The 25,311-nt window shown below is 58.4% G+C and carries 25 protein-coding genes and 1 other RNA gene; 2 read left to right on the plus strand and 24 right to left on the minus strand.

Annotated elements, in window-relative coordinates; genetic code table 11:
* Positions 1–82: 82 nt before the first annotated feature.
* Both J0X15_RS16855 and J0X15_RS16860 read right to left on the minus strand, forming a co-directional pair.
* Positions 83–1,906: a hypothetical protein gene (locus tag J0X15_RS16855; protein WP_206943237.1), complete on the minus strand. Its 1,824-nt coding sequence runs from the start codon at positions 1,904–1,906 to the stop codon at positions 83–85.
* Positions 1,907–2,208: 302 nt separating this feature from the next.
* Positions 2,209–3,498 carry an adenylosuccinate synthase gene (locus tag J0X15_RS16860; RefSeq protein WP_206943239.1) on the minus strand — a complete coding sequence of 430 codons (1,290 nt, stop codon included), beginning with the start codon at positions 3,496–3,498 and terminating at the stop codon, positions 2,209–2,211.
* Positions 3,499–3,833: 335 nt separating this feature from the next.
* Between J0X15_RS16860 and J0X15_RS16865 the strand changes: the two genes are divergently transcribed.
* Positions 3,834–4,733 carry a DMT family transporter gene (locus tag J0X15_RS16865; protein ID WP_206943241.1) on the plus strand — a complete coding sequence of 300 codons (900 nt, stop codon included), beginning with the start codon at positions 3,834–3,836 and terminating at the stop codon, positions 4,731–4,733.
* 59 nt (positions 4,734–4,792) lie between these two features.
* Here the strand turns inward: J0X15_RS16865 and J0X15_RS16870 are convergent, their stop codons facing one another.
* From J0X15_RS16870 to ruvC, 16 genes are all read right to left on the minus strand, one after another.
* The gene (locus J0X15_RS16870; RefSeq protein ID WP_206943244.1) at positions 4,793–5,956 is read right to left on the minus strand and encodes a phosphoserine transaminase; all 1,164 of its coding nucleotides are present in this window, start codon (positions 5,954–5,956) and stop codon (positions 4,793–4,795) included.
* A gap of 155 nt (positions 5,957–6,111) precedes the next feature.
* Positions 6,112–6,915: an outer membrane protein gene (locus J0X15_RS16875; protein ID WP_206943246.1), complete on the minus strand. Its 804-nt coding sequence runs from the start codon at positions 6,913–6,915 to the stop codon at positions 6,112–6,114.
* Between the two features lie 228 nt (positions 6,916–7,143).
* Positions 7,144–8,487, minus strand: a complete 1,344-nt coding sequence (glmM, locus tag J0X15_RS16880; protein WP_206943248.1) for a phosphoglucosamine mutase — start codon at positions 8,485–8,487, stop codon at positions 7,144–7,146.
* Between the two features lie 169 nt (positions 8,488–8,656).
* Positions 8,657–10,576 (minus strand): ATP-dependent zinc metalloprotease FtsH, encoded by a 1,920-nt coding sequence (gene ftsH, locus J0X15_RS16885; RefSeq protein ID WP_206943260.1) that lies wholly within the window; start codon positions 10,574–10,576, stop codon positions 8,657–8,659.
* A gap of 248 nt (positions 10,577–10,824) precedes the next feature.
* Positions 10,825–12,216, minus strand: a complete 1,392-nt coding sequence (gene tilS, locus J0X15_RS16890; protein ID WP_206943270.1) for a tRNA lysidine(34) synthetase TilS — start codon at positions 12,214–12,216, stop codon at positions 10,825–10,827.
* Complete coding sequence (gene ybgF, locus J0X15_RS16895; protein WP_206943272.1) at positions 12,188–13,159, minus strand: tol-pal system protein YbgF; 972 nt, start codon at positions 13,157–13,159, stop codon at positions 12,188–12,190. The genes tilS and ybgF overlap by 29 nt, the downstream gene beginning before the upstream one ends.
* Before the next feature lie 228 nt (positions 13,160–13,387).
* Positions 13,388–13,885: a peptidoglycan-associated lipoprotein Pal gene (gene pal, locus J0X15_RS16900; RefSeq protein ID WP_206943274.1), complete on the minus strand. Its 498-nt coding sequence runs from the start codon at positions 13,883–13,885 to the stop codon at positions 13,388–13,390.
* A gap of 131 nt (positions 13,886–14,016) precedes the next feature.
* On the minus strand, positions 14,017–15,360 hold the full coding sequence (gene tolB / locus J0X15_RS16905) for a Tol-Pal system beta propeller repeat protein TolB (protein ID WP_206943276.1): 1,344 nt from the start codon (positions 15,358–15,360) through the stop codon (positions 14,017–14,019).
* 34 nt (positions 15,361–15,394) lie between these two features.
* The gene (locus J0X15_RS16910; RefSeq protein ID WP_206943278.1) at positions 15,395–16,360 is read right to left on the minus strand and encodes a cell envelope biogenesis protein TolA; all 966 of its coding nucleotides are present in this window, start codon (positions 16,358–16,360) and stop codon (positions 15,395–15,397) included.
* A gap of 6 nt (positions 16,361–16,366) precedes the next feature.
* Complete coding sequence (gene tolR / locus J0X15_RS16915; RefSeq protein WP_206943280.1) at positions 16,367–16,822, minus strand: protein TolR; 456 nt, start codon at positions 16,820–16,822, stop codon at positions 16,367–16,369.
* Between the two features lie 4 nt (positions 16,823–16,826).
* Positions 16,827–17,534: a protein TolQ gene (tolQ, locus tag J0X15_RS16920; RefSeq protein ID WP_206943282.1), complete on the minus strand. Its 708-nt coding sequence runs from the start codon at positions 17,532–17,534 to the stop codon at positions 16,827–16,829.
* Positions 17,535–17,831: 297 nt separating this feature from the next.
* Entirely contained in the window at positions 17,832–18,293 is a 462-nt protein-coding gene (gene ybgC, locus J0X15_RS16925; protein WP_206943284.1) for a tol-pal system-associated acyl-CoA thioesterase, read from the minus strand.
* A 55-nt stretch (positions 18,294–18,348) separates the two neighbouring features.
* Positions 18,349–19,389, minus strand: coding sequence for a Holliday junction branch migration DNA helicase RuvB (gene ruvB / locus J0X15_RS16930; protein WP_206943286.1), 1,041 nt, complete (start codon positions 19,387–19,389; stop codon positions 18,349–18,351).
* On the minus strand, positions 19,382–19,624 hold the full coding sequence (locus J0X15_RS16935; RefSeq protein ID WP_206943288.1) for an endonuclease: 243 nt from the start codon (positions 19,622–19,624) through the stop codon (positions 19,382–19,384). Before J0X15_RS16935 ends, ruvB begins: the two co-directional genes overlap by 8 nt.
* Positions 19,621–20,238, minus strand: a complete 618-nt coding sequence (gene ruvA / locus J0X15_RS16940) for a Holliday junction branch migration protein RuvA (protein ID WP_206943290.1) — start codon at positions 20,236–20,238, stop codon at positions 19,621–19,623. The genes J0X15_RS16935 and ruvA overlap by 4 nt, the downstream gene beginning before the upstream one ends.
* 13 nt (positions 20,239–20,251) lie before the next feature.
* Positions 20,252–20,767: a crossover junction endodeoxyribonuclease RuvC gene (gene ruvC, locus J0X15_RS16945; RefSeq protein ID WP_206943292.1), complete on the minus strand. Its 516-nt coding sequence runs from the start codon at positions 20,765–20,767 to the stop codon at positions 20,252–20,254.
* Between the two features lie 100 nt (positions 20,768–20,867).
* Here ruvC and J0X15_RS16950 point away from each other — a divergent pair, with 100 nt between their 5' ends.
* Positions 20,868–21,629, plus strand: coding sequence for a sulfite exporter TauE/SafE family protein (locus J0X15_RS16950; protein WP_206943294.1), 762 nt, complete (start codon positions 20,868–20,870; stop codon positions 21,627–21,629).
* A 9-nt stretch (positions 21,630–21,638) separates the two neighbouring features.
* Here the strand turns inward: J0X15_RS16950 and J0X15_RS16955 are convergent, their stop codons facing one another.
* The 6 genes from J0X15_RS16955 to J0X15_RS16980 form a co-directional block, all read right to left on the minus strand.
* On the minus strand, positions 21,639–21,941 hold the full coding sequence (locus J0X15_RS16955) for a MazG-like family protein (protein WP_209015417.1): 303 nt from the start codon (positions 21,939–21,941) through the stop codon (positions 21,639–21,641).
* Positions 21,942–22,020: 79 nt separating this feature from the next.
* Complete coding sequence (locus J0X15_RS16960) at positions 22,021–22,767, minus strand: YebC/PmpR family DNA-binding transcriptional regulator (protein WP_206943296.1); 747 nt, start codon at positions 22,765–22,767, stop codon at positions 22,021–22,023.
* A 112-nt stretch (positions 22,768–22,879) separates the two neighbouring features.
* Positions 22,880–23,701: a TIGR00282 family metallophosphoesterase gene (locus J0X15_RS16965; protein ID WP_206943297.1), complete on the minus strand. Its 822-nt coding sequence runs from the start codon at positions 23,699–23,701 to the stop codon at positions 22,880–22,882.
* 6 nt (positions 23,702–23,707) lie between these two features.
* Positions 23,708–24,283 (minus strand): 5-formyltetrahydrofolate cyclo-ligase, encoded by a 576-nt coding sequence (locus tag J0X15_RS16970; RefSeq protein ID WP_206943301.1) that lies wholly within the window; start codon positions 24,281–24,283, stop codon positions 23,708–23,710.
* 48 nt (positions 24,284–24,331) lie between these two features.
* A non-coding RNA gene (gene ssrS / locus J0X15_RS16975) (6S RNA) lies at positions 24,332–24,487 on the minus strand.
* Between the two features lie 446 nt (positions 24,488–24,933).
* Complete coding sequence (locus J0X15_RS16980; RefSeq protein ID WP_206943303.1) at positions 24,934–25,305, minus strand: cell division protein ZapA; 372 nt, start codon at positions 25,303–25,305, stop codon at positions 24,934–24,936.
* Positions 25,306–25,311 lie beyond the last annotated feature (6 nt).

Below are 25,311 nucleotides of genomic sequence, written 5' to 3' on the forward strand. Positions count from 1 at the left end.
ATGAAAAGGCAAGGACCGGAAGTCTGTTTGATGTAGTCGTTGTGAAAGGCAAGCAGCCCCGGCGTATCGCCGGGCTTTATGGCTACTGCCCGACCCAGGCCGTGATCGCCTGATCGACGATTGCATCCCCGGCAGCACCCTTTTCGAGGGTGAGAATGCCGCGCTTCCCGTTCTCATAGAGCATCGGAATGTCGATCCAGGCCCGCTCGCGCAACAGCGCCAGATTGCGATCCCGCTCGCTGTCGATGCTCGAAAGGGCAATCCAGAAGTAGCCTGGAGAAACCTTGACAGACGCACCAATCAGCGCATCGCCGCGTGCTTCTTCCGTCGGCTTCATCACCAGACCGGGCACGTTCACCACGTCGCCAGCAGTGAAGTCGTCAGGCAGCTCGTACTTCAGCTCGACCAGATGGCTAGCCGGTAGTGACGTATCGTCATTCGGCTTGATCCGCATCGAGACGCTTACGTTGCGGTCCGGTATCACCACTTGGGCGGTGAGGACCTGTTGGGCGCGGCCTTCCAGATCCGTATCGGTTTCCACCGACCAGGTCACTTCACCCTGAGAAGCCGTTCCCGCCCCGTTGTTGGCATCGCCTTCCTCATAGAGGATCGAGCGCTCAACGCCGCCATTATCATCGCTTGGCAGCACTGAAGCCGCGGTTTCCTCATCGAGAGGCGCGACCAGCCCGCTGGCCACCGGATCATTCACTTCAGACGAAGCTTCGCCTTCCACGTCGTCCTGTTCGCTCGACACATCCGATGCGCCTGCCCCGGACGCGGTCGTTGCCGGCGCAGCTGTGCCAACCACGGTCGAAGATGGCGTGCCCGTTCCTTCGCCGATACGGATCGGCTGCGTGGTCACAGAACGCGCATCCGGCGCTACCGCAGGCTGGCCATTCTCATCCAGCAAACGATCTTCGATCTTGCCGCTTTCCTCAGTGGCCTCTCCAGCATCAGGCGGATCCAGCTCAGAATCATCTGATGGAAGGCTCGCAACGACGGGCGACTCGACATCAGAAACTGCATCGTCGGATCCCGCCAGCATCTCGTTGATCAGATCCTGTTGGGAATACAGCACCGCGCCGACACCAAGCACAATCAGCAGCAGCAGCCCGACAAGCCCGATCGGAAATGACGAGGACTTTTCGGACTTGCTGCGAAGCCGTTCCGAAGCGCGGCTCTGCTTACCGGGCTTGCGCTTGCGGCGGCGAGATGTATCGGCGCTTTCCACCTCGGACTTGACCGGTGCAGCCGCCTCATCCTCGGACATGCCGTCCAGGCTATCCAGCGAAGAAGATCTTGAGGCCGTGATGCCACCGGCGCCCCAGGAAGAACTCGGCTCATCTCGGCCTGCAGTCGTTTCTTCGGATGAATAAGATGCCACCCGTGGTTCTTGCCGTCCAAAGGAGTTGCCCTTGGTCGAAGCCGTATCATCTGTTTTGGGTTTAGTGGCCGAGAAACTTTCAGACGACCGCCATTGTGTGGCGCGCGCGGGTTCCTCGACAGGTTCCGGCGCTGCGACCTCCGGCTCCGGGGCGGACAACATGTCGTCATCCGTGCCCTGCGGCGGCATCGGTGGCTCTTCGCGAACAGCAGTAACGTCATGCGTCTTTGCCGGTTCAGAAGCGACAGGCACCACGGGTGCCGAAACATCAGCTTTTGGAGCAGAAGGCTTTGACGCCAGACCCAGCGTGGCGCGTGCCGCTTCTGCCTCGACCTTTCGGATCGCCTCTTCCAGCCGCAATTGCTCAGCCGTAATCTCCGAAGGAGACAGCGGAGGCTCATAGCTCTTCAGCTGATTGACAATGGCATTTCGGGCCCGACTGTAAACACTGCGCCGCGCTGCACCGGTGTTTTCCGGAAGAGACTCGATCGTCTTTTTCAAAATGGAATAATAGTCTGCCATCGTCCTGCCCGTTAGACCTTGGCTCGACCCCTGCGCCGGACCAGGTCCTGTCATCTTATTCAAGGCTTATACCAAGTTAACTTCCAGGCGAACCCCTGTCTGCCCTTGCAGCCTTTAAACTTGACCAAGGAAGACAGGGTTCCCGGTAAAAGGCTCGCATCAAATAAAGTTCAGGGGGCCAGCAACCCATCGAAAAGGCGATGACGCTACGAAAAAAGCGGCCCCAATTTCACATGAGGCCGCTCTTCTAGATCTCATTCCCGACCATTGTAAGGCCTGGAAGCAATTGTTAATGCTGACTTTTAGTCCTGAAACGGATTCTGAACCAAAATTGTGTCGTCACGTTCCGGGCTGGTCGAAAGCAGGGCAACCGGCGCACCGATCAGTTCTTCAACATGCCGCACATATTTGACAGCCTGGGCTGGAAGTTCGGCCCAGGAGCGCGCGCCTTCTGTGGATTCTTTCCACCCCGGCAAGGTTTCGTAAATCGGCTTCACCCGTTCCTGAGCGCCTTGCGACGCCGGCAGGTAGTCGATTCGCTCACCATCGAGCTCATAACCCACGCAGATCTTGATCTCTTCCAGGCCATCCAGCACGTCCAGCTTGGTCAAGGCGATGCCGCTGATGCCCGATGTGCTGACGGTCTGACGCACCAGAACCGCATCGAACCAGCCGCAGCGGCGCTTGCGGCCTGTTACTGTGCCGAACTCATGCCCGCGCGTACCAAGGAAGTTGCCGACTTCATTGTCCTGCTCAGTCGGGAACGGACCTTCACCAACGCGTGTGGTGTAAGCCTTGGTGATCCCAAGTACATAGTTGATGGCATTTGGACCAAGACCACAACCCGTCGAGGCCTGACCCGCAACGGTGTTGGAAGACGTCACGAACGGATAGGTGCCATGATCGATGTCGAGCAACGCACCCTGGGCGCCCTCGAACAGGATCCGCTTGCCTTCTTTGCGCTTCTCGTCCAGCAACTTCCAGACGATGTCCATGAACGGCAGCACCTGGTCGGCAACGCTAGTCAGTTCTTCATAAATTGTATCGGCACTGACTTCCTCAACGCCCAGTCCACGACGCAGAGCGTTATGGTGCGCCAGAAGTCGCTCGACCTTGCCCTTCAGCGTTGTCAGGTTCTTCAGGTCCATCAGACGGATGGCGCGACGGCCAACCTTGTCTTCATAGGCCGGGCCGATCCCACGCTTGGTGGTGCCGATCTTGGTACCCGAATTGGAGTTTTCCCGCAGGGCATCCAGCTCCCGATGCAGGGAAAGAATCAGCGTGACATTTTCGGCAATGCGAAGGTTTTCCGGGGTCACAACGACACCCTGTGCCTTCAGCTTCTCGACTTCAGCAACAAAGGCGTGCGGATCGAGAACCACGCCATTGCCGATCACCGACAACTTGCCACGTACTACACCGGAAGGCAGCAGCGAAAGCTTGTAGCTCACGCCGTCGATTACCAGGGTATGACCGGCGTTGTGCCCGCCCTGAAAGCGAACGATGACATCAGCCTGTTCCGACAACCAGTCGACAATCTTGCCCTTGCCTTCATCACCCCATTGCGACCCGACGACAACCACATTGGCCATGGATTTCCTGCCCTCCTGAAACGGCAATAGGCGCCCCGGCATCCGGGACGCAAAAACACTCAGCCGCAGCAGCATTGCTTGCGGCAAACGCGGCGGACTATAGCCAGTTGGCCTTCAACATGCGAGCCCCCAACCGGCATTTCCTTGTTCGTGTGGTGAATAGCCGACTTCGCATCCACAGCTCGGGAAAACAGCCGGTTTCTGGCCACTTCCCTGACATGCCTTGCCTCAAAAGCCCTCAGCGCTCTGTTTTCGGGTTCCCAGACAGGACCTCCTGTTGCTATGCCGCCAACAGCACGCCATCCTCGGCGTTCCTCCCCATGCGGAAACTGACGATGACATTGATCAACTGGGCCCTTCTGTTTCTGCTGGCAACGATCTGGGGCTGTTCTTTCATCTTTGCGAAAGTCGCCGTGGCTGTCATTCCACCCTTGTTGCTGGTGTTCTTTCGCGTGGCAATTGCCGGCATCGTCTTGCATCTGGTGCTACGTTTGAAGGGGCAACGCTTCCCCTGGACCAGACAAGCCTTCGGACCTTTCCTGATGATGGGACTGCTGAACAACGCCATACCGTTTTCGCTGCTGTTCGTCGGTCAGACGGCGCTTTCCGCCTCGCTCGCCTCTATCCTCAATGCCTCGACGCCCATCTTCACCTTTGTCATTGCTGCCGTGTGGTTGAAGCAAGAGACGACGCATCTGCACCGCGTCGCGGGTGTCCTGCTCGGCTTTGCCGGCGTCGCGGCCTTGCTGTCATCCAGTCTCGCCGGCCTGGCGCATGACCCGGTCTGGGCGCAACTGGCCTGCCTAGGGGCAGCGCTGTCTTACGGATTTGCGGCGTCTTATGCTCGCCGCCTGCGCCACCACACACCATTGGTCGCAGCCGCAGGACAACTGACCGGCTCCAGCCTGCTGATGCTGCCGGTCGCACTCGTTTTCATCGGGGCTTGGTCGCCGCTGGAAACACCTTGGACAGTCTGGGCCAGCCTCATCGGGTTAAGTGTTGTTGCCACCGCCGGCGCCTATCTGATCTATTTCCGACTGCTGGCCTCGGCAGGTGCCACCAATGCCTCCGTCGTCACCATGATCGTGCCGGCCGTCGCCATGATCTTCGGCATCACTCTGCTAGGCGAAGCTCTTACGCTGACCCAGGTCGCTGGGTTGGGCTTGCTTTTGTTTGGGCTTCTGATTCTGGATGGGCGGATCCTCCGATCCTTCAAGGCCAGCGAGCCCGCATAAAAAAGGCGGCAAACCTGCCGCCTTCCAAAACCACTTTCGAGCAAGCTGCGCAGCCTCAGCTAGCCACCCTGCACTTCACCAAAGGCCCAATCGAGCCAGGGCAGCAAGGCCTCGATGTCACTGGTTTCGATCGTTGCACCCGACCAGATCCGCAAGCCTGCCGGAGCATCCCGATAACTTCCGATGTCATAGGCGATGCCTTCCTTCTCCATCAAGGTCGCGATGGATTTGGCAAAACTTGCCTGTGCTTTTTCATCAAGCGTCGTGACGGCAGGATCAACGATCTGCAGACAGACCGAGGTGTTGGAGCGGGTGGCAGGGTCCACTGCCAGAAAATCAATCCAGTCGCGCGCCTTGACCCAACCAGCAATTGTGCGGAGGTTGGCGTCTGCGCGTGCACGCAGGCCTGATAGACCACCCAGGCCTTCCGACCATTTGAGTGCATCAAGATAGTCTTCGACGCACAGCATCGAGGGGGTGTTGATGGTTTCGCCCTTAAACACGCCCTCGACCAGCTTGCCCCCCTTCGTCAGCCGGAAGATCTTCGGCATCGGCCAGGCTGGCGTATGACTTTCCAGACGCGCCACAGCCCGCGGGCTGAGGATCAGCATGCCATGTGCAGCCTCTCCACCCAGAACCTTTTGCCAGGAGAAAGTCACAACATCGAGTTTGTCATAGGGTAGATCCTGAGCGAATGCTGCCGACGTCGCATCACAGATAGTCAGACCCTCACGGTCTGAAGGTATCCAATCGCCGTTGGGCACCCTGACGCCAGACGTTGTACCGTTCCAGGTAAAGACAACATCATGCGAAAAATCGACAGTGGTCAGGTCAGGCAATTCGCCATAGGGCGCAATGACCTTGCGGGCGCCATCCAGCTTCAGCTGCAACAGAACATCGGACACCCAGGTCGACCCGAAGCTTTCCCATGCCAGCATATCAACCGGGCGCGGCCCCAGCAGCGACCACAGCGCCATTTCCACAGCGCCAGTGTCCGAAGCTGGAACGATGCCGATGCGATAGTCATCCGGCACCTGAAGGATATCGCGGGTGCGGTTGATCGCTTCTTCCAGCTTGTCCTTGCCCACCTTGGCGCGATGGGACCGTCCGAGCGGCGCATCCGACAAACTCTCCAGCGACCAGCCAGGACGCTTGGAACACGGGCCTGAGGAAAAATTCGGATTGGCAGGACGGAGTGTGGGTTTCGCGCGATCGGCGGACATGGGACGGGCCCCCTTGAAAAGACAGAAAAGCTCCACTGAACGGAGCCTGATCCCGATAGGCCTGACAACGCGCAAGGTCAATGGCCATCGCGTCACCCATACAAAAAGGCCGGTGCGAGCACCGGCCTTTTTCAAATTCAGTCAGGCGCTGTTGCCTAGAAGTTGCTCATGATCGGCTCAGGAGCGTAATAGGCTGGAGCCGCACTATCGAACGTGTAGCGCATGCCGAGGCGAATCTCGTGCGCCGTGATGTCCTTGAACTCACTGCGACCATTGCCAGTTGCCGTGTAAGCCGTGGTCCGCGCCTTGCCCAGATCACGATACTGATAGCCAGCATCGATGCTCAGGTTCTGGTTCACCGCATAGGAAGCACCGGCCATCAGGGCCCAAGCGAAGTTGAACTCGCCGTTGTCCTTGTCGTAGGTCGCCGCAGTGCTACCCGGGTTGATCGAGATCGTGTTAGACGCCCGAATGTAGGAAGCACCAACACCTGCACCGACGTAGGGTGTCAGGTTGTACCAGGTTCCCAGATCAACATAACCGTTCAGCATGACGGTCCAGATGTCCAGATCCGTGCGCTCTTCAGAGAAGTTCGTCGAACAGGTGCCGCAAACCGCATAGCCGCGCGCTGTCGCCTTGGCTTCGTAGTCCAGCGTAAGGTCGGAGCGGAAGTAATCGTTGAACTGGTAACCGACACCAACGCCGATCATCCAGGTATCGTCGATGCTTTCGCGCTCGTAGCGCAGGTCGCCAACTGTCGAACTGTCTACAAACCCACCCTTCGGGTCGTTGTAAAGCTTGTATCCAATATCACCGCGCAGATACCAGCCGCCAGCTGCAGCAACCGGAACCTGGGGAATGTGTTCAATCACCGGAGCCGGCAGATCTGCCGCCATAGCAGTCGTGGCGAGTGTCACCGCAAAGCCGGCGAAAGACAATCGCTTAATACAAATAACCATGTCCTCGTCCCTATGAAATCAGGCACTCACCAAGTACTGGCCGCCTGCATTGACATGGTTACAGCATGGTCAAAAATGATTAATTGCAGCTTAACTGTGTTTCTTAACCAGGATTTTTTACGTTAACATAGAGTTAAAGGTAAATCTGAAATTAACACAAATGAATGCCAGAGTTCCATTTTGCAAATGAAACTCTGGCCGACTTTGAAATTATGGAACCCTAGGTAATCAAGCCGCCGATTTACGGACAATTTCTGCGATGTCATTCACCACCGCATGCACCAGGGCCTCATCATCCCCTTCCGCCATAACCCGGATCAAGGGCTCGGTACCGGAAGCGCGAATCACCAGACGACCTGATGTACCCAGGCGCTGCTCCCCGTCCAGGATCGCCTCTTTAACCACGCCGATCTCAAGTGGCGAGCCACCTGAAAAGCGGACATTCTTCAAAAGCTGCGGCACTGGCTCGAACCGACGGCAGACCTCGGACACCGGCCGGCCCTGATCCTTGACGCAGGCAATCACCTGCAGAGCTGCAATCAAGCCATCGCCCGTCGTCGCGAAATCCGACAGGACAATGTGACCAGACTGCTCGCCGCCAACATTGAACCCGTGCGCCCGCATATGCTCGACAACATAACGATCACCGACCTTGGTACGCGACAACGAGAGCCCGAGATCGCCGAGGTAACGCTCCAACCCGAGATTGGACATCACCGTCGCCACGATCCCCGGCTGGGAAAGCTTGTTGGCAGCCTGCCACGACTGCGCCACGACCGCCATCAGCTGGTCTCCGTCAATCACCTGGCCGTTCTCATCGACAACGATCACCCGATCGGCGTCCCCGTCGAGGGCGATACCAATATCCGCCCGGACTTCCAGAACCTTGCGCGACAGCGCCTCAGGCGCCGTCGACCCGCAGTCCTTGTTGATGTTCAACCCGTCCGGAGCCACTCCGAGAGAGATGACGTCAGCCCCCAGCTCCCAAAGAGCCTCCGGCGCCACCTTGTAGGCCGCGCCATTGGCACAATCGACAACAACCCGCAGCCCTTCCAGGCTCATTTCTCTCGGCATCGTCCTCTTGGCAAACTCGATGTAGCGCTGCTGCGCGCTTTCAATTCGCTTGGCCCGACCCAGATCCATCGCTGCTGCCAGTCGAGGTGTCAGGTCGCTTTCCAGCATCGCTTCGATTTCAGCCTCGATCGCATCGCTCAGCTTGAAACCGTCAGGTCCAAAGAACTTGATGCCATTGTCATGAAACGGATTGTGGCTGGCGGAAATCATCACACCCAGGTCAGCCCTGAGCGACCGTGTCAGCATCGCCACCGAAGGTGTCGGCATCGGCCCAAGCAGAAAGACATCCATCCCCACGGATGTGAACCCGGCCACCATGGCATTTTCCAGCATGTAGCCGGAAAGTCGGGTATCCTTGCCGATGACGACGCGGTGCTTATGTCCGCCATTCTTGAAGGCCAGCCCTGCGGCCATTCCCACCTTGAGAGCCAGATCCGCAGTCATTGGCGGCGTATTTGCGCGGCCCCGAATACCATCTGTCCCGAAGAACTTACGCATGGCTGATCGCTACCCTTGTTTGGTCTTTTGTGATGGTCGTTGAACGTCTTTTAACGCAAATCCTACCGGGGAACGGTTCAAGAATTATGAGCGAATATTACGGAAAACTGACAATAAAATACCCGGCCGAAGCCGGGCATTTCGAGATTCATGTCTTACCCAGGAGGTTTTAGCCCTGGGGCTGAGGTTCCATCCCGCCGCTTGGCTCATCACCGCCGCGTTTGACACCGGCCGTCGGGACGGCAGAAGCCCGCCCAATCGGCTGATCGTCATCGGTGTCACGCACCGGAGGCTTGCCATCCAGAAGGTTGCGGATCTCCTCACCCGACAGGGTTTCATATTCCAGCAAGCCCTTGGCGATGGTGTGCAACTCATCCTCTTGTTCGGTGAGGATCTTGTTGGCGGTCTCATAGCCCTGATTGACGAAGGACTTGATTTCCGCATCCACCATCTTTTGGGTTTCATCGGAAACATGCTGGTTCTTGCCCATGGAATGGCCCATGAAGGCCTCTTCCTGGTTCTCACCATACAGCAGCGGACCCAACTTGTCGGACATGCCGAACTGGGTTGCCATCGCGCGTGCCAGCTTGGTGGCCATCTGAATATCGCCAGAAGCACCCGATGTGACCTTCTCGTACCCGAAGACCATCTCTTCAGCCACGCGCCCACCCATTGCCACTGCCAGATCGGCCTTGCACTTGGCACGAGTCAGGGACACCTGATCCTTTTCCGGAAGACGCATCACCATGCCCAGCGCACGACCGCGCGGGATAATGGTTGCCTTGTGGATCGGATCGGATGCAGGCTGATGCAGGGCCACCAAAGCGTGACCAGCTTCGTGGTAAGCAGTCAGCTTTTTTTCTTCCTCGGTCATCACCAGGGTACGGCGCTCCGCCCCCATCATGACTTTGTCCTTGGCATCTTCAAACTCGGCCATCGTGACCAGACGCCGCGACCGGCGCGCAGCCAGTAGTGCGGCCTCGTTGACCAGGTTCATCAGATCGGCACCAGAGAAACCCGGAGTGCCGCGTGCCAGCGTCTTGACGTTGACGTCCGGAGCCAGCGGCACCTTGCGCATGTGCACCTTGAGAATTTTCTCACGCCCGGTGATATCCGGGTTCGGCACAACGATCTGGCGGTCAAAGCGGCCCGGACGCAGAAGCGCGGGATCCAGAACGTCGGGACGGTTGGTCGCCGCGATGATGATCACACCTTCGTTCGGCTCAAAACCATCCATCTCGACCAGAAGCTGGTTGAGGGTCTGCTCACGCTCATCATTGCCGCCGCCCATGCCGGCGCCACGATGACGACCCACCGCATCGATTTCATCGATAAAGATGATGCAAGGAGAGTTTTTCTTGGCCTGTTCGAACATGTCGCGGACACGCGACGCGCCGACACCAACAAACATTTCAACAAAGTCCGAGCCGGAAATGGTGAAAAACGGAACGTTTGCCTCACCGGCGACAGCACGTGCCGTCAGTGTTTTACCCGTACCCGGAGGTCCGACAAGGAGAACGCCGCGTGGAATACGTCCACCGAGGCGCTGAAATTTCTGCGGATCACGCAGGAACTCAACAATCTCCTGAAGGTCTTCCTTGGCTTCATCAATACCGGCGACGTCTTCAAACGTTACCCGACCGTGAGCTTCCGTCAGCAGCTTGGCCTTCGATTTCCCGAAGCCCATGGCCTTGCCGCCGGATCCCTGCATCTGCCGCATGACGAAAATCCAGATACCCAGGATGATCAGCATCGGCAGCCAGGAAATCAGCGCACCGATCAAAGAAAAATTCTCTGAAGGAGGACGCGCGTTGACGACCACGTTCTTGGAGCGCAGCGTCTCCACGAACTGTGCATTGCCCGGAGCATAGGACTGAAAGGCCCTGGTGCTGGTGTAATGGCCAGTGATCTGCTGACCCTGGACAGTTACGTCCCGAACCTCACCACGTTCGACCTGATCCATGAATTGGGAGAATGGCACCTCATCGGTGGCACTGCGCTGTCCAGGGCTCTGGAAGAGCTGGAACAGTGCGACCAACAACAATGCGATGATTGCCCAAAGTGCGAAGTTGCGAAAATTTGCGTTCATTTCGTTCCCTTGACCGCCTCGTTCCTATGCCCGCCTGAAGCGGCTACTCGCGCGGATGTCGTCTTGGCCTCAAGATAGGTCGCAAAGCCCCCCATGCCAAGGCGGTGCGCCATAGTTGCGCAGTTGGCCTGACTTTTTTCTTAAAACAGGCTTGTAGGACCAAGCTTTTTTGCGCCATTCGGCAGATTTTTTTTCGCATGTCCGGTTTGAAGACCGGCCAGCAGCGCCCCAGCCGGCGAACTTTCGCCTCATATGGCGGACAGATATCCGGCTCTCAACACCGTTTCAGCCTCTGCTTCCTCCACGGAAAGCCCCTCAACTGAGAGGCCAGGCACCAGAAGCAACCTGTCACCCAGCCAGATGGCAGGCGACCGATCGAAGGCGCCATGAATGGCCCAGTCGGCGTCCTTTGCCGAAACTCGACCAGGGGCTTCTCCAAGCGGACCCAACTTCAAACCTGAGCCTATATCCCCTGCCCGGTCCGCCACATCGGATAAAAAGTCCAGCCGTGCACCGCCACGGGTCCATATATAACGATTGTCCCAGACCACATGTTCCACGTCATCTAGACAAACTGTCTCGGCCGGCACCCGTCCCATCTCCGCACCGATCACCAACCACTGCTGATCGATGTGGATAGAACAGCCGTTCAGCGTCTGTCGTAGCCCATCACCAGTGCGCGACAGCCCCCTAATCGCCTGATCCAGACCTTCCAGCTTGGACAGGCGCAACGGCACACCTTGCGGGCCCGTATGCCGCCCGACCTTTTGCAGGAGCCGCGTGAGCAGGCGCAGCCGTACTTCTTCCGGAACGCAGAGATAATCCTCCCGTGCCATCCGGGCAGGCCCAGCCGGGTGTTCCTGTACCCGGGTCAGAAAAAGCTCCCCCACCCACTGATCGAGGGCATCGGCAGCACGCCCCATACGGCGTGCCGTTTCAGCAAGGCGAACCGTATCCAATCCTTCAGCTGCAAGTGCCTCAGCCAACCGGCGCAGACGCACCCGCTTGAAACTTTCGTTTTCATTGCTTGGGTCTTCGCACCAGCTCTGACCATGGGCCCGGAGCGTCGCGGTCAACCGGGATTTGGGCGTCTGGAGCAACGGTCGCAGAACGCGCAGCCCGGACGGGCCATGCGGGTCGTCAAGTTTCATCGCCGCCAGGCCGTAAACACCGCTGCCGCGTGTCAACCGGTCGAGAAAGGTTTCGACCTGATCCCCCTGATGATGCGCCAGAAGCACGGCTTCGAGATCATGCTGGTCCATCGCCGCCGCAAACAGGCGATACCGCGCATTGCGCGCTTCCGCCTGCACATTGGCCACTGGCTTTTCGCCCTCCCAGAGCAAGGTCTGATGCGCCACCCCCAGACGATGGCACACATCGCCCACAAAGGCAGCCTCTGCCCGGCTATCCAATCTCAAGCCGTGATCGACGGTGAGCGCTCGAAAGTCCCCGGGCCAGCCGACAGCCTCTTTCCACTCCACCAGAAGGCAAAGCAGAGCAACACTATCGGCACCGCCGGAAACCGCGACGGCTAGTCGTTTGAAGGAAGAAAGGGCGGCAAAGAGCGCAGTGGTCTCATCGCGACCAATCGGCTCTTTGCCGGAGCCTGTCTCAAGAACACTTGGCACGCTGTCGCTCATCCCGAGCCTGTTGCAAAACGGCCGGGGCTGCCGACGGAAACTTGGCCAGAAGCTCGGAATAGGTCGCGCAGGCGGCTTCGCCTTCGCCCAGACCATTCAAAGACATTCCAAGTTTCAAGAGACTGTCGGAGCGCTTGTCGCTCTGCGGATAATTTGTGTAGGCCTCAAGAAAAGCATCGGCAGCTTCGCGGAAATCCCGCTGCGCCAGAAGGCTTTCCCCAAGCCAGAACTGGGCATTGCCCGCCAACTCATGCTCGGGATAAAGCGCCATGAAGGATTGGAACGCATCGGCAGCTGCCGCATAGTCCCCGTTCACCGCCAGACTGTAGGCCTTATCATAGTCGCTGCGCGGATCACCGCTGTTGACCAGACCGGCAATGCTATCAGCCGTCGCCTGCGTGCCAGGGTCTTGCGGCAAAGACAGTACGTCGCCGCCGGAACCACCCAGAGCGCCACCAAGACCACCGGCCAAAGCCCCCAGATCGATCGGACCGCCGCCACCAGCAGCACCTGCGGCACCAGCATCTGCGCCGGTCTCATACCCGCCGCTGGCCGACCAGCCGCTGTCGCCGGACCCGGCACCGTCGAGCGAGCCGAGTGAGCGGGGCGAAGTGCCCGTCCCGCTCGGTCCGTGGTCATCCATCGGGATGTCATTGCTGGTTCGGTCACCCAGGTTTCCACCCGGCGCGCCGCCTTCCAGCTGCTGGAAGCGATATTCATTGTCTTCCTGCATCCGGCGAATCTGGTCCTGCAATTCGCGCAGCTGATAGGTCAGCTGTTCGATCTGCCCGGTCAGCTGCCGAACCCGTTCCTCGGTCTGGTCAAGCCGAACTGAGGAATCATCGTTCTTGCGGCCGAAAAGCTGAGCCTGGGCCGGTACATTGGCAGCGCTCATCACGACCGCTGTCAGAAGGAGGATCGCAACCCTCCGAAAGAATCTCATTCTCACCCTCCGCGTCTGTCCCGATCCCGCAAAACGCACGATCGTCCGGTGCCAATCAGGTAGCACATCTAGAGGGTTATCACAGGGCGCGGCGACTTCGGCCAAATTTTGGCATGGTTTCGCAATTTTCACTGTTTCAGGACGAAAACGAAAAAAGGCCGGACGAGCCGGCCTTTTGTCTGATCTTGCCACCTCTCCGCACAGAGTTCAGCGCGGACGGCGAATGCCCTAGTTTGTGGCGTTGTTCAGCACAGTCACAGCACGACGGTTCTGGGACCAGCAGCTGTTGTCGTTACAAACCGCGACCGGACGTTCCTTGCCGTAGGAAATCGTCTTGATCCGGCTCGCCGAAACGCCAAGAGAAACCAGATAGTCACGGGCCGACTGAGCACGACGTGCACCAAGCGCGATATTGTACTGGCGGGTCCCGCGCTCATCGGCATGACCTTCAACAGTGATCGTGTACTGCGAGTAACGGTTCAACCACTGAGCCTGCAGGTTCAGGACACCCTGAGCCTGTGAGTTCAACGTCGACTGATCTTCTTCGAAGAACACGCGGTCACCCACATTGACGATGAAGTCCTGCCCGGAACCAGGCGTCGCATTGCCCTGTCCGGCAGCATTCAACCCCTCCGGCCCCGTTTGGGCGCAGGCGGCGACCAAGAGGACTGTGCCGAGGACGGCCAATGCCTTTAGGCCGCGAATAAAGTTCGCAACAAGTACCATTTTCGAAGTCTCCTAATCCCCAGCGCCCCGATCAAGGTGAATGAGATCTAACGGAAGCTGGTTAATGTCCCTTTGGCAAACGTGGTTAACGCATCCTGAAGGACACGTCGACCACTGAGCTCACCATTGTTTTAGTCGATAAGCGGCGACCACGACGGATCCGACGCGAAAGCCGGGGTCGACAGCCGCTGCTCATTATGTCCCGTCAGGTCAACCGTCCAGACCTGGGGGCCGCCATTGGCGCCCGGCGTATCACGGAAAAACACCAACACACGGCCATTCGGCGCCCAGGCGGGTCCTTCGTTGTGATAGCCCTCGGTCAGGATACGCTCTCCCTTGCCGTCCGGCTTCATCACACCGATCATGAACCGGCCCTGATGCTGCTTGGTAAAGGCGATCAGATCGCCGCGTGGCGACCAGACCGGCGTGGAATAGCGTCCTGGCCCAAACGAAATGCGCTGCACGTTGCTGCCATCAGAGTTCATCACATAGATCTGCTGATGACCACCACGGTCAGATTCAAACACCACCTTGCTGCCGTCCGGGGCATACGAAGGGCTGGTGTCAATTGCGGCGGAGTTGGTCAGCCGCGTTGTATTGCGCGTGCGCAGATCCATCAGGAATATGTTTGCATTCGACCCCTGCTGCAGGCTCATCACCACTTGCTGTCCCGAAGGAGAGAAGCGCGGTGCGAAGGTCATGCCGGGGAAGTTCCCGACAATCTCACGCTGTCCGGTCTCGATGTTGAGCAGGTACACACTCGGGTCCGCCCCGTCATAGGACATGTAAGTGATTTCCTGGCTCGTCGGCGAGAACCGTGGGGTCAGAACGAGATCGTCACCACGTGTCAGATAGCGGACATTCGCACCGTCCTGATCCATGATGGCAAGGCGCTTGACGCGCTTGTCCTTCGGACCGGTTTCATCGACATAAACGATACGGGTATCGAAATAGCCCTTCTCACCGGTCAGGCGCTCGTAAACCGCATCGGCAATAATATGGGCCAGGCGACGCCAGTTTTCCGGGGTCGTGAAAAATTGTTGGCCGAGCAGCTGCTCGGAAGCAAAAACGTCCCAGAGGCGGAATTCCGCCCGCAACCGACCGTCCGGCTGTGCCACGACTGTGCCTGTCAGCAGGGCCTGGGTGTTGATGACACGCCAGTCACCGAAGCGCGGCGTGGTATTCACGCCCAGGTTCTGCTGGATGAAGCTGGCCGGGTCGAGCGGGTTGAAGAGCCCGGACCGCTTGAGGTCGGCGGCGATGACGGAGGTCATCTCCTGCGCAACCTTGGCATCGCCACCTTCCGCCGTGAACGACGGCAGGGCAATCGGCATCGGCTCGACCTGGCCTTGCGTGATATCGATCTCGATCAGGGCGTGGGCGGGACCGGACGCGGTCAGCACGGCAAAGGCAGCGACTGCTGCCAATGCTTTCGCTCCGTTGAGGAAACGGGAAATGTTGGCCTTGAGGCGCATCGTCGGCTGAGCTCCTTGTTTCCTGTTCAATGGGTTAGCCTCCCAAAAGTTCGCGGGGATCAAAATTGATGATCACATCCCGCCAAGCATCATATTTGGCAATTGGTAGATTGTAGGGCGCGCAGCGCATGACGGCGCGCACCGCACTGCTGGACGCAGCCCCGAAGGCCGGGTTTGAATTGCTGTTCATGACTTCCGGACTGCTGGAAATCTCGCCGCTCTGTGACAGGCCAATCTTCAGACGGACCACAAGGGATTCCGCACCGATCGCCCCGACCGGAGGGTTCCAGCACTGGGCAATCTGCCCCCGCAGTGCATCAAGCTCGGAGACCGTCAACTCGGGAGTGGTCTCACTGCCCTTGCGACTGCCAAGCGACGCCTGATCCTGAGTGGTCGACGTGCTTCCGCCCGCCGGTTCCACCTTGTTCAGAAGTGCTGCGATCTCTGTCGTGTCGAAGGTTTCCTTCGGCTTCTCAGCCACCTGGGTCTTCGGCTTTGGCGGTGTCGGCTTGGTCCGCGGCGTTACATTGGGCGGCACAGGTGCCGCCGCCTGTTGCGGTTCGGGCTCGACCGTCGGCGCCGGCTCCGGTTCAGCTGCCTGCTCTGCCTGGGGTTCTGGCGCTGGCGCCGGTTCCGGCTCGGCCTGGGGCTCAGGCTCTGGGGCCGGCTCTGGCTCCGGTTCCGGTGTCGGTTCCGGCTCAGGTGTGGGCGTAGGAGCTGGCGGTGTTGGTTGTTGGACAACCGACTCACCTGGCTTGTCTTCAGGTTGTGGCGCTTCCCTTGGTGGGGCTTCAGTCGGTTTCACCGCAGCCACTTCCCGGATTTCGGTTTCGATCTTCTCACCTTTTCGAAGCTGGGTGAGCTCTGAAATCGGAACCAGTTCGACCGGTAAAGTGTCGACCGGCTTCGTTGCAAAGCTCTCAGCGTCCGGAAGGGCGATCAGCCCCCAGAGCAGCAAGGCCGAGTGACCGGCAACAGACGCGATGAGACCTGCCCGCATAGCGGTTTACGAATCCCGTTCTTCAAGGGTTACCAAGCCGAGACGCTTGAACCCGGCCGCATTGATCCGGCCCATGAGCTTCATCATGGTGCCATAGTCCGCGTCCTGGTCACCGCGCACATAGATACGTTCGTCGTACCCGTTGGCGGAAATGGCTTCCAGCTTCGCGACAACTTCTTCGAGAGGGATCTCGGTTTCCTGAAGGAAAATCTGTCCCTCGGAGTTGACGGAAATCGTGATCGGTTCCGTGTCGCCTTCCAGCGCCTTGGCGCGGGTTTCCGGCAGATCAATCGGCACGCCAACTGTCAGTAACGGAGCTGCCACCATGAAAATGATCAGCAGAACGAGCATGACATCCACGAACGGCGTGACGTTTATCTCACTCATCGGCTGATGTCTGCTGCGCCGACGCCGTCCTCCGCGACGGCCTCCAGAAGAGCCTGATCCGACCTGCATGCCCATAGGCTTAGCCCCTTTCGTCGATCTGACGGGAGAGGATTGCGGAAAATTCGTCGGCAAACCCTTCCATCCGGCCAACGGCCTTGGAAACGTCGGAAGACAGTTTGTTGTAGGCGATAACTGCAGGAATCGCCGCGAGCAGACCCAGGGCCGTCGCAAACAGGGCTTCGGCAATACCCGGCGCGACAACCGCCAGGTTTGTGCTCTCAGAAGCCGCGATCGCCTGAAACGCGGTCATGATGCCCCAGACGGTGCCGAACAGACCGATAAACGGTGCTGCTGACCCCACAGTGGCCAGAATCAGCAGGCGGCTCTCAAGTCGCTCCGCCTCACGCTGCAAGGTGACGTCCATCACCTTGTCGATGCGTTGCTGCAGACTGGCGATAGCCGGGCGCGCACCTTCGTGGCTGCGCTTCCATTCTCGCATGGCGGAAACGAACACCGCCGCCATACCGTGGTTGCTGCGGCTTTGCAGGGTTCCATAGAGCTCTTCCAGCGACTGTCCCGACCAGAACACAGTCTCGAACCGGTTCATCTGACGGCGAAGCCGGCTGTACAGCAGCGTCTTGTCGACGACGATGGCCCAGCACCAGATGGAGGCGCCAATCAGTCCCATCATGACCAGCTTGACAACGATATGCGCTTCCCAAAACAGCGCAAAGAAAGAGATATCCCCGTCCTGTGCCGTCAGGGTGGACTGAACAAGTTCGTTCATGAAGCTTCGGACCTCTTGGCCAATTCGATGTTGTGGTTCGTACGCGCCGGGGTTTCATAATCGCCGGCATCCTTGCGGCAGTTCACCTTCAAGCTCTGAAAGTCTCCCTGTCGCCACACCAATCAACCGTCGCATGAAGTCAGCGTTCCATTTGACTGGTGATTTTGGCGAAACTGGGACTAAGCCAAGAGTTTGAAGTGACACCCAAAAGAATCAATTAAGGTTACGGAGATATTAAGATTTCGGCATTCTTCGCAATGCTGATGCCTGCCCGACCAAAACTTCCGCTTGGGGAAGTTAAAATGGGCCAGCGGCAGAGAGCTTTTCGCTGAGCGCCAGCGGCAGGCGCGTCGGCCGACCCTCGGACGTAATCACGGCCACATGAACCTCCGCCTGAACCAGAAGCTCCTCGCCTCGCAGGATCGACTGCTGCAGCTCGATCCGGGCGCCGCGATGCGCCATAAGCCGGGTTTCCACCACGAGAATATTGTCGATGGTCGCCGGCTTCAGAAACTCGAGGTTCATCTTGCGCACGGCAAATGCCAGCCCGCCCGCAGCTTCCTGCTGCAATTCGTGATGATGGATGCCGGCAAGCCGCAGAAAATCGGAGCGGCCACGCTCGAAAAACCGGACATAGGTGGCGTGATAGACAATTCCGGTAAAATCAGTGTCCTCGTAATAAACGCGAACCCCAAGCCGGTGCACACCAGCTTCCAGGCGGCCAGCCAGGTCAGGCCAGTTTTCCTGTAAGTTTTGCATGTGCCACCCTCACTTAAAATTTATCGAATAAAACTCAACGCCGACAAATCAGGCCTCATTCAGGCTCGGTAAACAAGCCCTGCTGCACCGCAGGCGCGGTTCGAGGCACGGCAAGACCCAGATGCTGGAACGCCAGCGGCGTCAAGACGCGGCCCCGTGGAGTGCGCTGCAGAAAGCCGTTCTGGATCAGGTAGGGTTCAACGATTTCCTCAATCGCGTCGCGCGGCTCCGACAACGCAGCAGCGATGGTTTCAATGCCAACCGGCCCGCCACCGAAATTCATGGCGATCTGCTGCAAGTAGCGGCGGTCAAGGCTATCAAGACCGGCGCTGTCCACCTCAAGCTGACTCAGAGCCCTGTCCGCCAGCGCCCGGTCGACACTGTCGACACCCGCATAAACCGCGAAATCCCGTACCCGACGCAGCAGCCGGCCGGCAATACGGGGTGTACCGCGTGAACGTTTGGCAATTTCCTTCGCCCCATCCGCGGCCATGCCGATGCCAAGGATCTTGGAACCACGGTTGACGATGTGCTCCAGTTCTTCGACCGTGTAGAACTGCAGGCGGATTGGAATGCCGAACCGATCCCGCAAGGGCGTCGTCAGAAGGCCCAGACGTGTGGTTGCAGCCACCAGAGTGAATTTTGCCAGATCGATCTTCACCGACCGGGCCGCGGGGCCCTCCCCGATGATCAGATCGAGCTGATAATCTTCCATCGCCGGATAGAGAACTTCTTCCACCGCCGGGCTGAGCCTGTGGATTTCGTCGATAAAAAGAACATCGCGATCTTCCAAGTTGGTCAGCAGCGCTGCCAGGTCGCCCGCCTTGGCAATCACCGGGCCTGATGTGGCCCGAAAATTCACACCCAGCTCTCGCGCCATGATCTGCGCCAGGGTTGTCTTGCCCAGTCCAGGAGGTCCAACAAAAAGCACATGGTCCAGCGCTTCCTGACGTGACTTTGCCGCTCCAATAAAGATCTTCAGATTGGCGCGCGCCTGCGCCTGACCGACAAACTCATCCAGCGCCTGAGGGCGCATGGTCGTATCGATTTCATCGCCTCGGACTTCCGGACTGACAATACGTTCTTCATCAGACATACGAGACCGTCACCAGCAAGAGTGCGATCAGGCTCATGGAATAGATCACCTTGAAGAAATGAAACTTGCGGAACTGCTTTTGTACGAAAGGATCATCCGTTTCGATCTTGCGACCATTGATCGAAAACGGTCTGTCCCCGACCCGCTGCGAGAACCAATGATCGAGCATGAAAATTCCGCCAAAGGCCAGGATGATGTAGACAACGGCAATGATGCCATAGGTCAGCGCGATCACTGCGACAACTCCTTCAGTCCAAGCCGGATCAGCGTTTCAGTCGAAGCATCCTCGCCCGCACTTTGCATGGCCTTCGACACTGCGGCCGCAGCCTGCGGCTGACCATAGCCGAGGTTTGTCAGCGCGGACACCGCTTCGGCGACCGGGCGCGCTGCAATATTGTCGGCGACTGTCTGCGACACGGAGATAGTACCCGCATCGACACTGGCAAAGCTTGGCGCCTTGTCTTTCAGCTCAGACAGAATGCGTTCTGCCACCCGCTTGCCGACACCCGGCGCACGCGAGATCGTCGCCTTGTCGCCCAATGCGATCGAATTGGCAATTTCCGAGGCTTTCAGAATACCGAGGATGGCCAGAGCCACTTTGGCACCAACCCCCTGCACGGTCATCAACATGCGAAACCACTCACGCTCCGCATCATCGGCAAAGCCATAAAGGCGGATCATGTCCTCGCGCACCAACGTTTCAATCGCCAGAACCGCTGCTTCACCCGCTCGTGGTAGGTGCTGCAGGATTCGCGAGGGACAATGCACCTGATAACCGACGCCATGCACATCGAGGATGACGTAATCCTCGCCATAGCTGTCGATGGTGCCCTTGAGTTTTCCAATCATCGATCTTGCCCGCTTACGCGGCTCCCAATTGAGCCAATCGGCCACTGTTCGTATTGCGATGATGAGCGTGACAAATGGCAATCGCCAGAGCATCGGCCGCGTCATCCGTGTCAAACACGGCCTTCGGCATCAGAACTTTCACCATGGCACGGATCTGGGTCTTTTCAGCGTGGCCGGTTCCGACCACGGTTTTCTTCACCAGGTTCGGGGCATATTCTGCCACAGTCAGCCCAGCGAGAGACGGCACCAGCAACGCGATGCCGCGCGCCTGCCCCAGCTTGAGGGTTGCCCCCGCATCCTTGTTGACGAAAGTCAGCTCCACCGCCGACTCTGCCGGAGCCTGCAGCTCGACCACACGGGTCAACCCGTCGTGCAACTGGACCAGCCGCTCCGCAAGGGACTTTTTGTTGTCGGACGTTACGGTCCCGGAAGCGATGAAGGACAGGCGGTTGCCCGCCACCTCGATCACTCCCCAGCCCATGCGGCGCAAGCCCGGGTCAATGCCGAGCACTCGAATCGGATGCATCATAGAACAAAGCGGTAACAAAACTTCCGCGTTGACGCCAGCGCCATGCCCCTTTACCGAGGGAGCAACACCTCTTTTTTAGTGCGGAAGCGCTGCAAATCCCATGTTTGATGTCTTTGCCTCCTTCACGCCGGGAACCCTGCTGTTCCTGAGCGCCGTTCTTTTCGTCGCCGGATGCGTCCGTGGGTTCGCAGGGTTCGGGGCCGGCATGATCTATATGCCGGTCGCGACAACACTCATTTTCCCGCCGACCGCTGCCGCCGGCTTTCTAGCTCTCGACTTCATCCTCGCCCTGCCGTTGGTCGTCAAAGCCGTCCGGCTGTGCGACTGGCGCACGATCATTCCTGCGGTCATCGGCTCGACCATTTTCGTGCATGTCGGCACGTGGTTCATTGCCACGATGGATGTACTGCTGCTGCGCTGGATTATCTTCTTCATCGTGGCAGCTGTACTAATTCTGCTGATCTCCGGCTGGCGCTACAAGCGAGCGCCCACCCCTCCCATATCTTTTGGCGTCGGTGCCGTTGCCGGAATTCTCGGCGGCGTCAGTCAGGTCGCGGGACCACCGGTGGTTGCCTTCTGGCTGTCCAGCGCCAGGCAGCCGGCCATCGTCCGGGCCAACCTGATCGTCTTTTTTGCCATTTCCAGCATCGGAACGGTCTTTGCCTATTGGCTGCGGGACTTCTTCACTCTGGACGTCGTCCGGCTGCTCATTACAGGTATACCGGTCTATGGCCTGGGTTTGTATCTCGGCTCCACCGGCTTCAAGAATGCCGATCCAAAACTTTACCGGATCATCGCCTATTCGCTGATTGCGATAGCTGTCGTCACCAGCATGCCGGCACTGGACCCCTACCTGCGTTAGGGCGTAGCCTCAGGTCCGCGTCAATGTTTCCTGCCACTTGCCGACCTTGAGGCTCAGCAAGCGCGTCAACTCTGCCTGAAACATCTCATCGCTGTCGCTGGCCTGCGCCAGAACGGCAAGGGCAACGATCATTGTGTCGACGGCTTCTTCACGCACATCCGCCAGCTCCAGTTTCTTGTAAGTCGAGCCGGGAGCGCCTGTCGCCGACAGGACAGCCTGTGCCACCTCGCCTGCTTCTTCACACAGCTTGAGCGCTCGCTCCTGCAGCGTCTTGGTGTCTTTGGCGGTCAACTCGAACAGATTATCAATCATCGAAGGCTCCTGAAGCAATCAGTCAAAAAAAAGCCCCGGCAAAACCGGGGCTTTCGAAATCAGACATTTCGGCTGCGCCTCAAGATGCGAGGGCCGCCATGGTCTCGTCGTCGACATCAAAGTTGGAATAGACGTTCTGCACGTCGTCATCGTCTTCCAGCATGTCCAGAAGTCTCATGATTTTCTCGGCCTTTTCCCCATCGACCGGGGTCGGGGTCTGCGGCTTCCAGATAATCTTGACGCTGTCGGCTTCGCCAAGACTGTCGGCAAGCGCGGAGGATACGTCGTTCAGATCCTCAAAAGCGGTATAGATCGTGTGACCGCCTTCATCCGACTGAACATCTTCTGCACCAGCATCGATTGCCGCTTCCAGAACAGCGTCCGCTTCACCGACTTCCGGCTTGTAGACGATCTCCCCAACACGGTCGAACATGAAGGACACCGAGCCGGTTTCCCCCAGGGAGCCACCACATTTGGTGAAATAGGAGCGAATGTTGGACGCAGACCGGTTGCGGTTGTCGGTCAGGGCTTCGACCACGACGGCGACGCCAGCTGGGCCATAGCCCTCGTAGCGGACTTCATCATAGTTCTCGGCATCACCTGTCTGCGACTTGTTGATCGCGCGCTGGATGTTGTCCTTCGGCATGGACAGCGCCTTGGCGTTCTGAACGGCCAGACGCAAGCGTGGGTTAGCGTCCGGATCCGGATCGCCCATCTTCGCGGCGACGGTAATTTCCTTGGACAGTTTGGAGAACATCTTGGACCGGACCGCGTCCTGACGGCCTTTGCGGTGCATGATGTTTTTGAATTTTGAATGTCCTGCCATGGCTCTTCTCGGCTTACTGCGGATGTCTCGTTAAAAATCTGGCTCGCTTATAGGCAATGACGCCGGCAAAATCCAGCGTTGCCCGTCGCCGCCTCAAGGCTGCGCCGAGTTCCTAGCCCCAGAACGGTGGAAGAATTGGGTCCAGCTTGCCTCCGATGCGCACTGGCGCAACCCGCAGGGCGAGGCCCGTACGGTCGTCGGTTTCAATCGCCACACCACTGATCGTGCTTTCTCCCTTGGCCGGCGCATACCGGGCGCCGGGGATCTTGCGCAGAAAACGGTTGACCGGCTCTTCCTTTTCCATGCCCAGCACACTGTCATAATCGCCGCACATGCCGGCGTCCGACATATAGGCCGTGCCACCAGTCAGGATCTGATGATCCGCAGTCGGTACATGTGTGTGTGTTCCGACCACCAGAGAAACCCTGCCGTCGAGAAAATGCCCCATGGCCTGCTTTTCGCTGGTTGCCTCGGCGTGCATGTCGATGATGATCGCGTCCGCCACCTGTCCAAGCGGGCAATCGTCAACCACGCGCTCGATGGTGGCGAAAGGATCATCCATCGCATCCATGTAGACACGCCCCATGACGTTGGCGACCATCACCTGTGCACCATTTCGTGCGGTAAACAGATGCGACCCGCGACCGGGTGTGCCCTTGGGATAATTCACCGGGCGCAGCAAGCGGTCCTGACGCTCGATATACACAAGCGTGTCGCGCTGATCCCAGGAATGATTGCCCAATGTGACCACATCGGCCCCCGCATCCAGAACGTCCTGCAGGATCTGCTCGGTAATGCCGAAGCCGGAGGCAGCGTTCTCGCCGTTGACCACGACGAAATCCAGATCATTGTCTGCGATGATGCCGGGAAGCTGATCGATAACAGCCATGCGACCTGTGCGTCCGACCAGGTCGCCAAGAAAAAGAAGCTTCATAAGGCCTCAGAGGTTGGAGAAGCGGCGGTAGCCGGCTTCCGTCAAAATGCCATCCAGCGGCCTATCATGCGGCTCTGCCGGAACACTGGCAACTTCCTGCAGGCCAAAGGCGACCCCGATGCAATGCACTTTCCGATCAACCTCAAGAGCAGCAAGTGCCTTGTCATAATGGCCCTTACCATAGCCGATACGATTCCCAAAGCCGTCAAAGGCAGCCAGAGGCATCAGCAGGACATCTGGCCGCACCTCTTCCCCATCGGCACCGGGAGCATAGGTCCCGAAGCCCGCCGGTTCGAAGACGCTGTCGCGATAAAAGGCGCGGAAGATCAGATGCGGCTCGACCACGACAGGCAGGCAAAGTTGGTGTCCGGCTGACCGCACGCTTTCCAAAAGGGGGCGTGGATCTATTTCATCGCGGATAGGCCAGAACCCGGCCACGATCGCTCCAGCGGGAAGAGGCAGTTCCTGCGCATGGTGAGCGAGGGCCAGACCAGCTTCGACCCGCGCCACCGGATCCATCGCCCTGCGGCGTCGCAACGCTTCCTGCCGAAGAGTGTTTTTCTGTTCCGCCAGAGAGGTCATGCGCATATCCGATTGAGCAGGACGGTAGACTTAAAGTAAAAAAATGGAAGAGCAGCCACCCGACCGTTGGAATGAGCAATCCCGGAGAACCTACTGTGTAGGTGGGCGCCGTATGCGACAGACCACGGTCCGAAACAGGGACAGCTCCCAAAGGAATGCGTAAGGCCCCGGGGATATGTTTCCTGACATATCGGGCAGCCGCCATTCCCATATAGGCCTGCCCTCAACGGTTGACCAGCCCCTCATACGGTTTCAGACCCCGGATCCCGAATTTTCAATCGTCCGATCGCCTCAGACAGATTTCCAGAGTCCCATTCGAATAAAAAAAAGCCGGACACTGGGTGTCCGGCCTGAATGAGTTAGCGAAAGCTGGTGCGGGTACCAGACTTCCTATCGGGCAACGGCAATATGACCGTCAGGTTTGATGCAAATTCACTAAAAAATCGCCTGAAAATACTCAGTTCAATAACTGGGCTTTTGCCACGATTTCAGCCTAGGGCACACCCCGAATAAGGGAAAGTACGTATTTTCGCCGTAAAAACTGTCGCAGGGGTGCGACAGTTTTTGGCAAGTTTTTCTGCGCGAAAGGCCATGAAAGCGGTAACGAGCGGCCAAAAACCTCGCGTTCAAAGATATTTAGGAAGCTTTACTCAGCTTGGCTTCAGGCTTTTCGACAACCCATGGGCCAAAGCCTCAATACGACCGGCCACCTGATCAAGTGCTGCAGCAGCTTCGGCATCGCGCGATTGCAACTGGTCATTGCTGGTTTCACTGTCACGGCGTGCAGCCAGCAATTCGCCTTCCAGCCGAGCGACTTTCTTCTCCATTTCGGCCAGCTGATCGGTCGCCATGATGCCGGCCATGACCGTCAACCGTTGATCACCAATCTCGCCAAATGCTGATCGCAGTTCGGTAATCCAGTCGTCAAAGCGCGCAGCAAGCGCATGAAGCCGCTCTTCTTCGCCGTCATCACATGCCATGCGAAACGAACGGCCATTGATCGTCACATTGATTTGAGCCATGCCCCG

Source organism: Roseibium limicola (genome assembly GCF_017313085.1).
Lineage (GTDB): Bacteria > Pseudomonadota > Alphaproteobacteria > Rhizobiales > Stappiaceae > Roseibium > Roseibium limicola.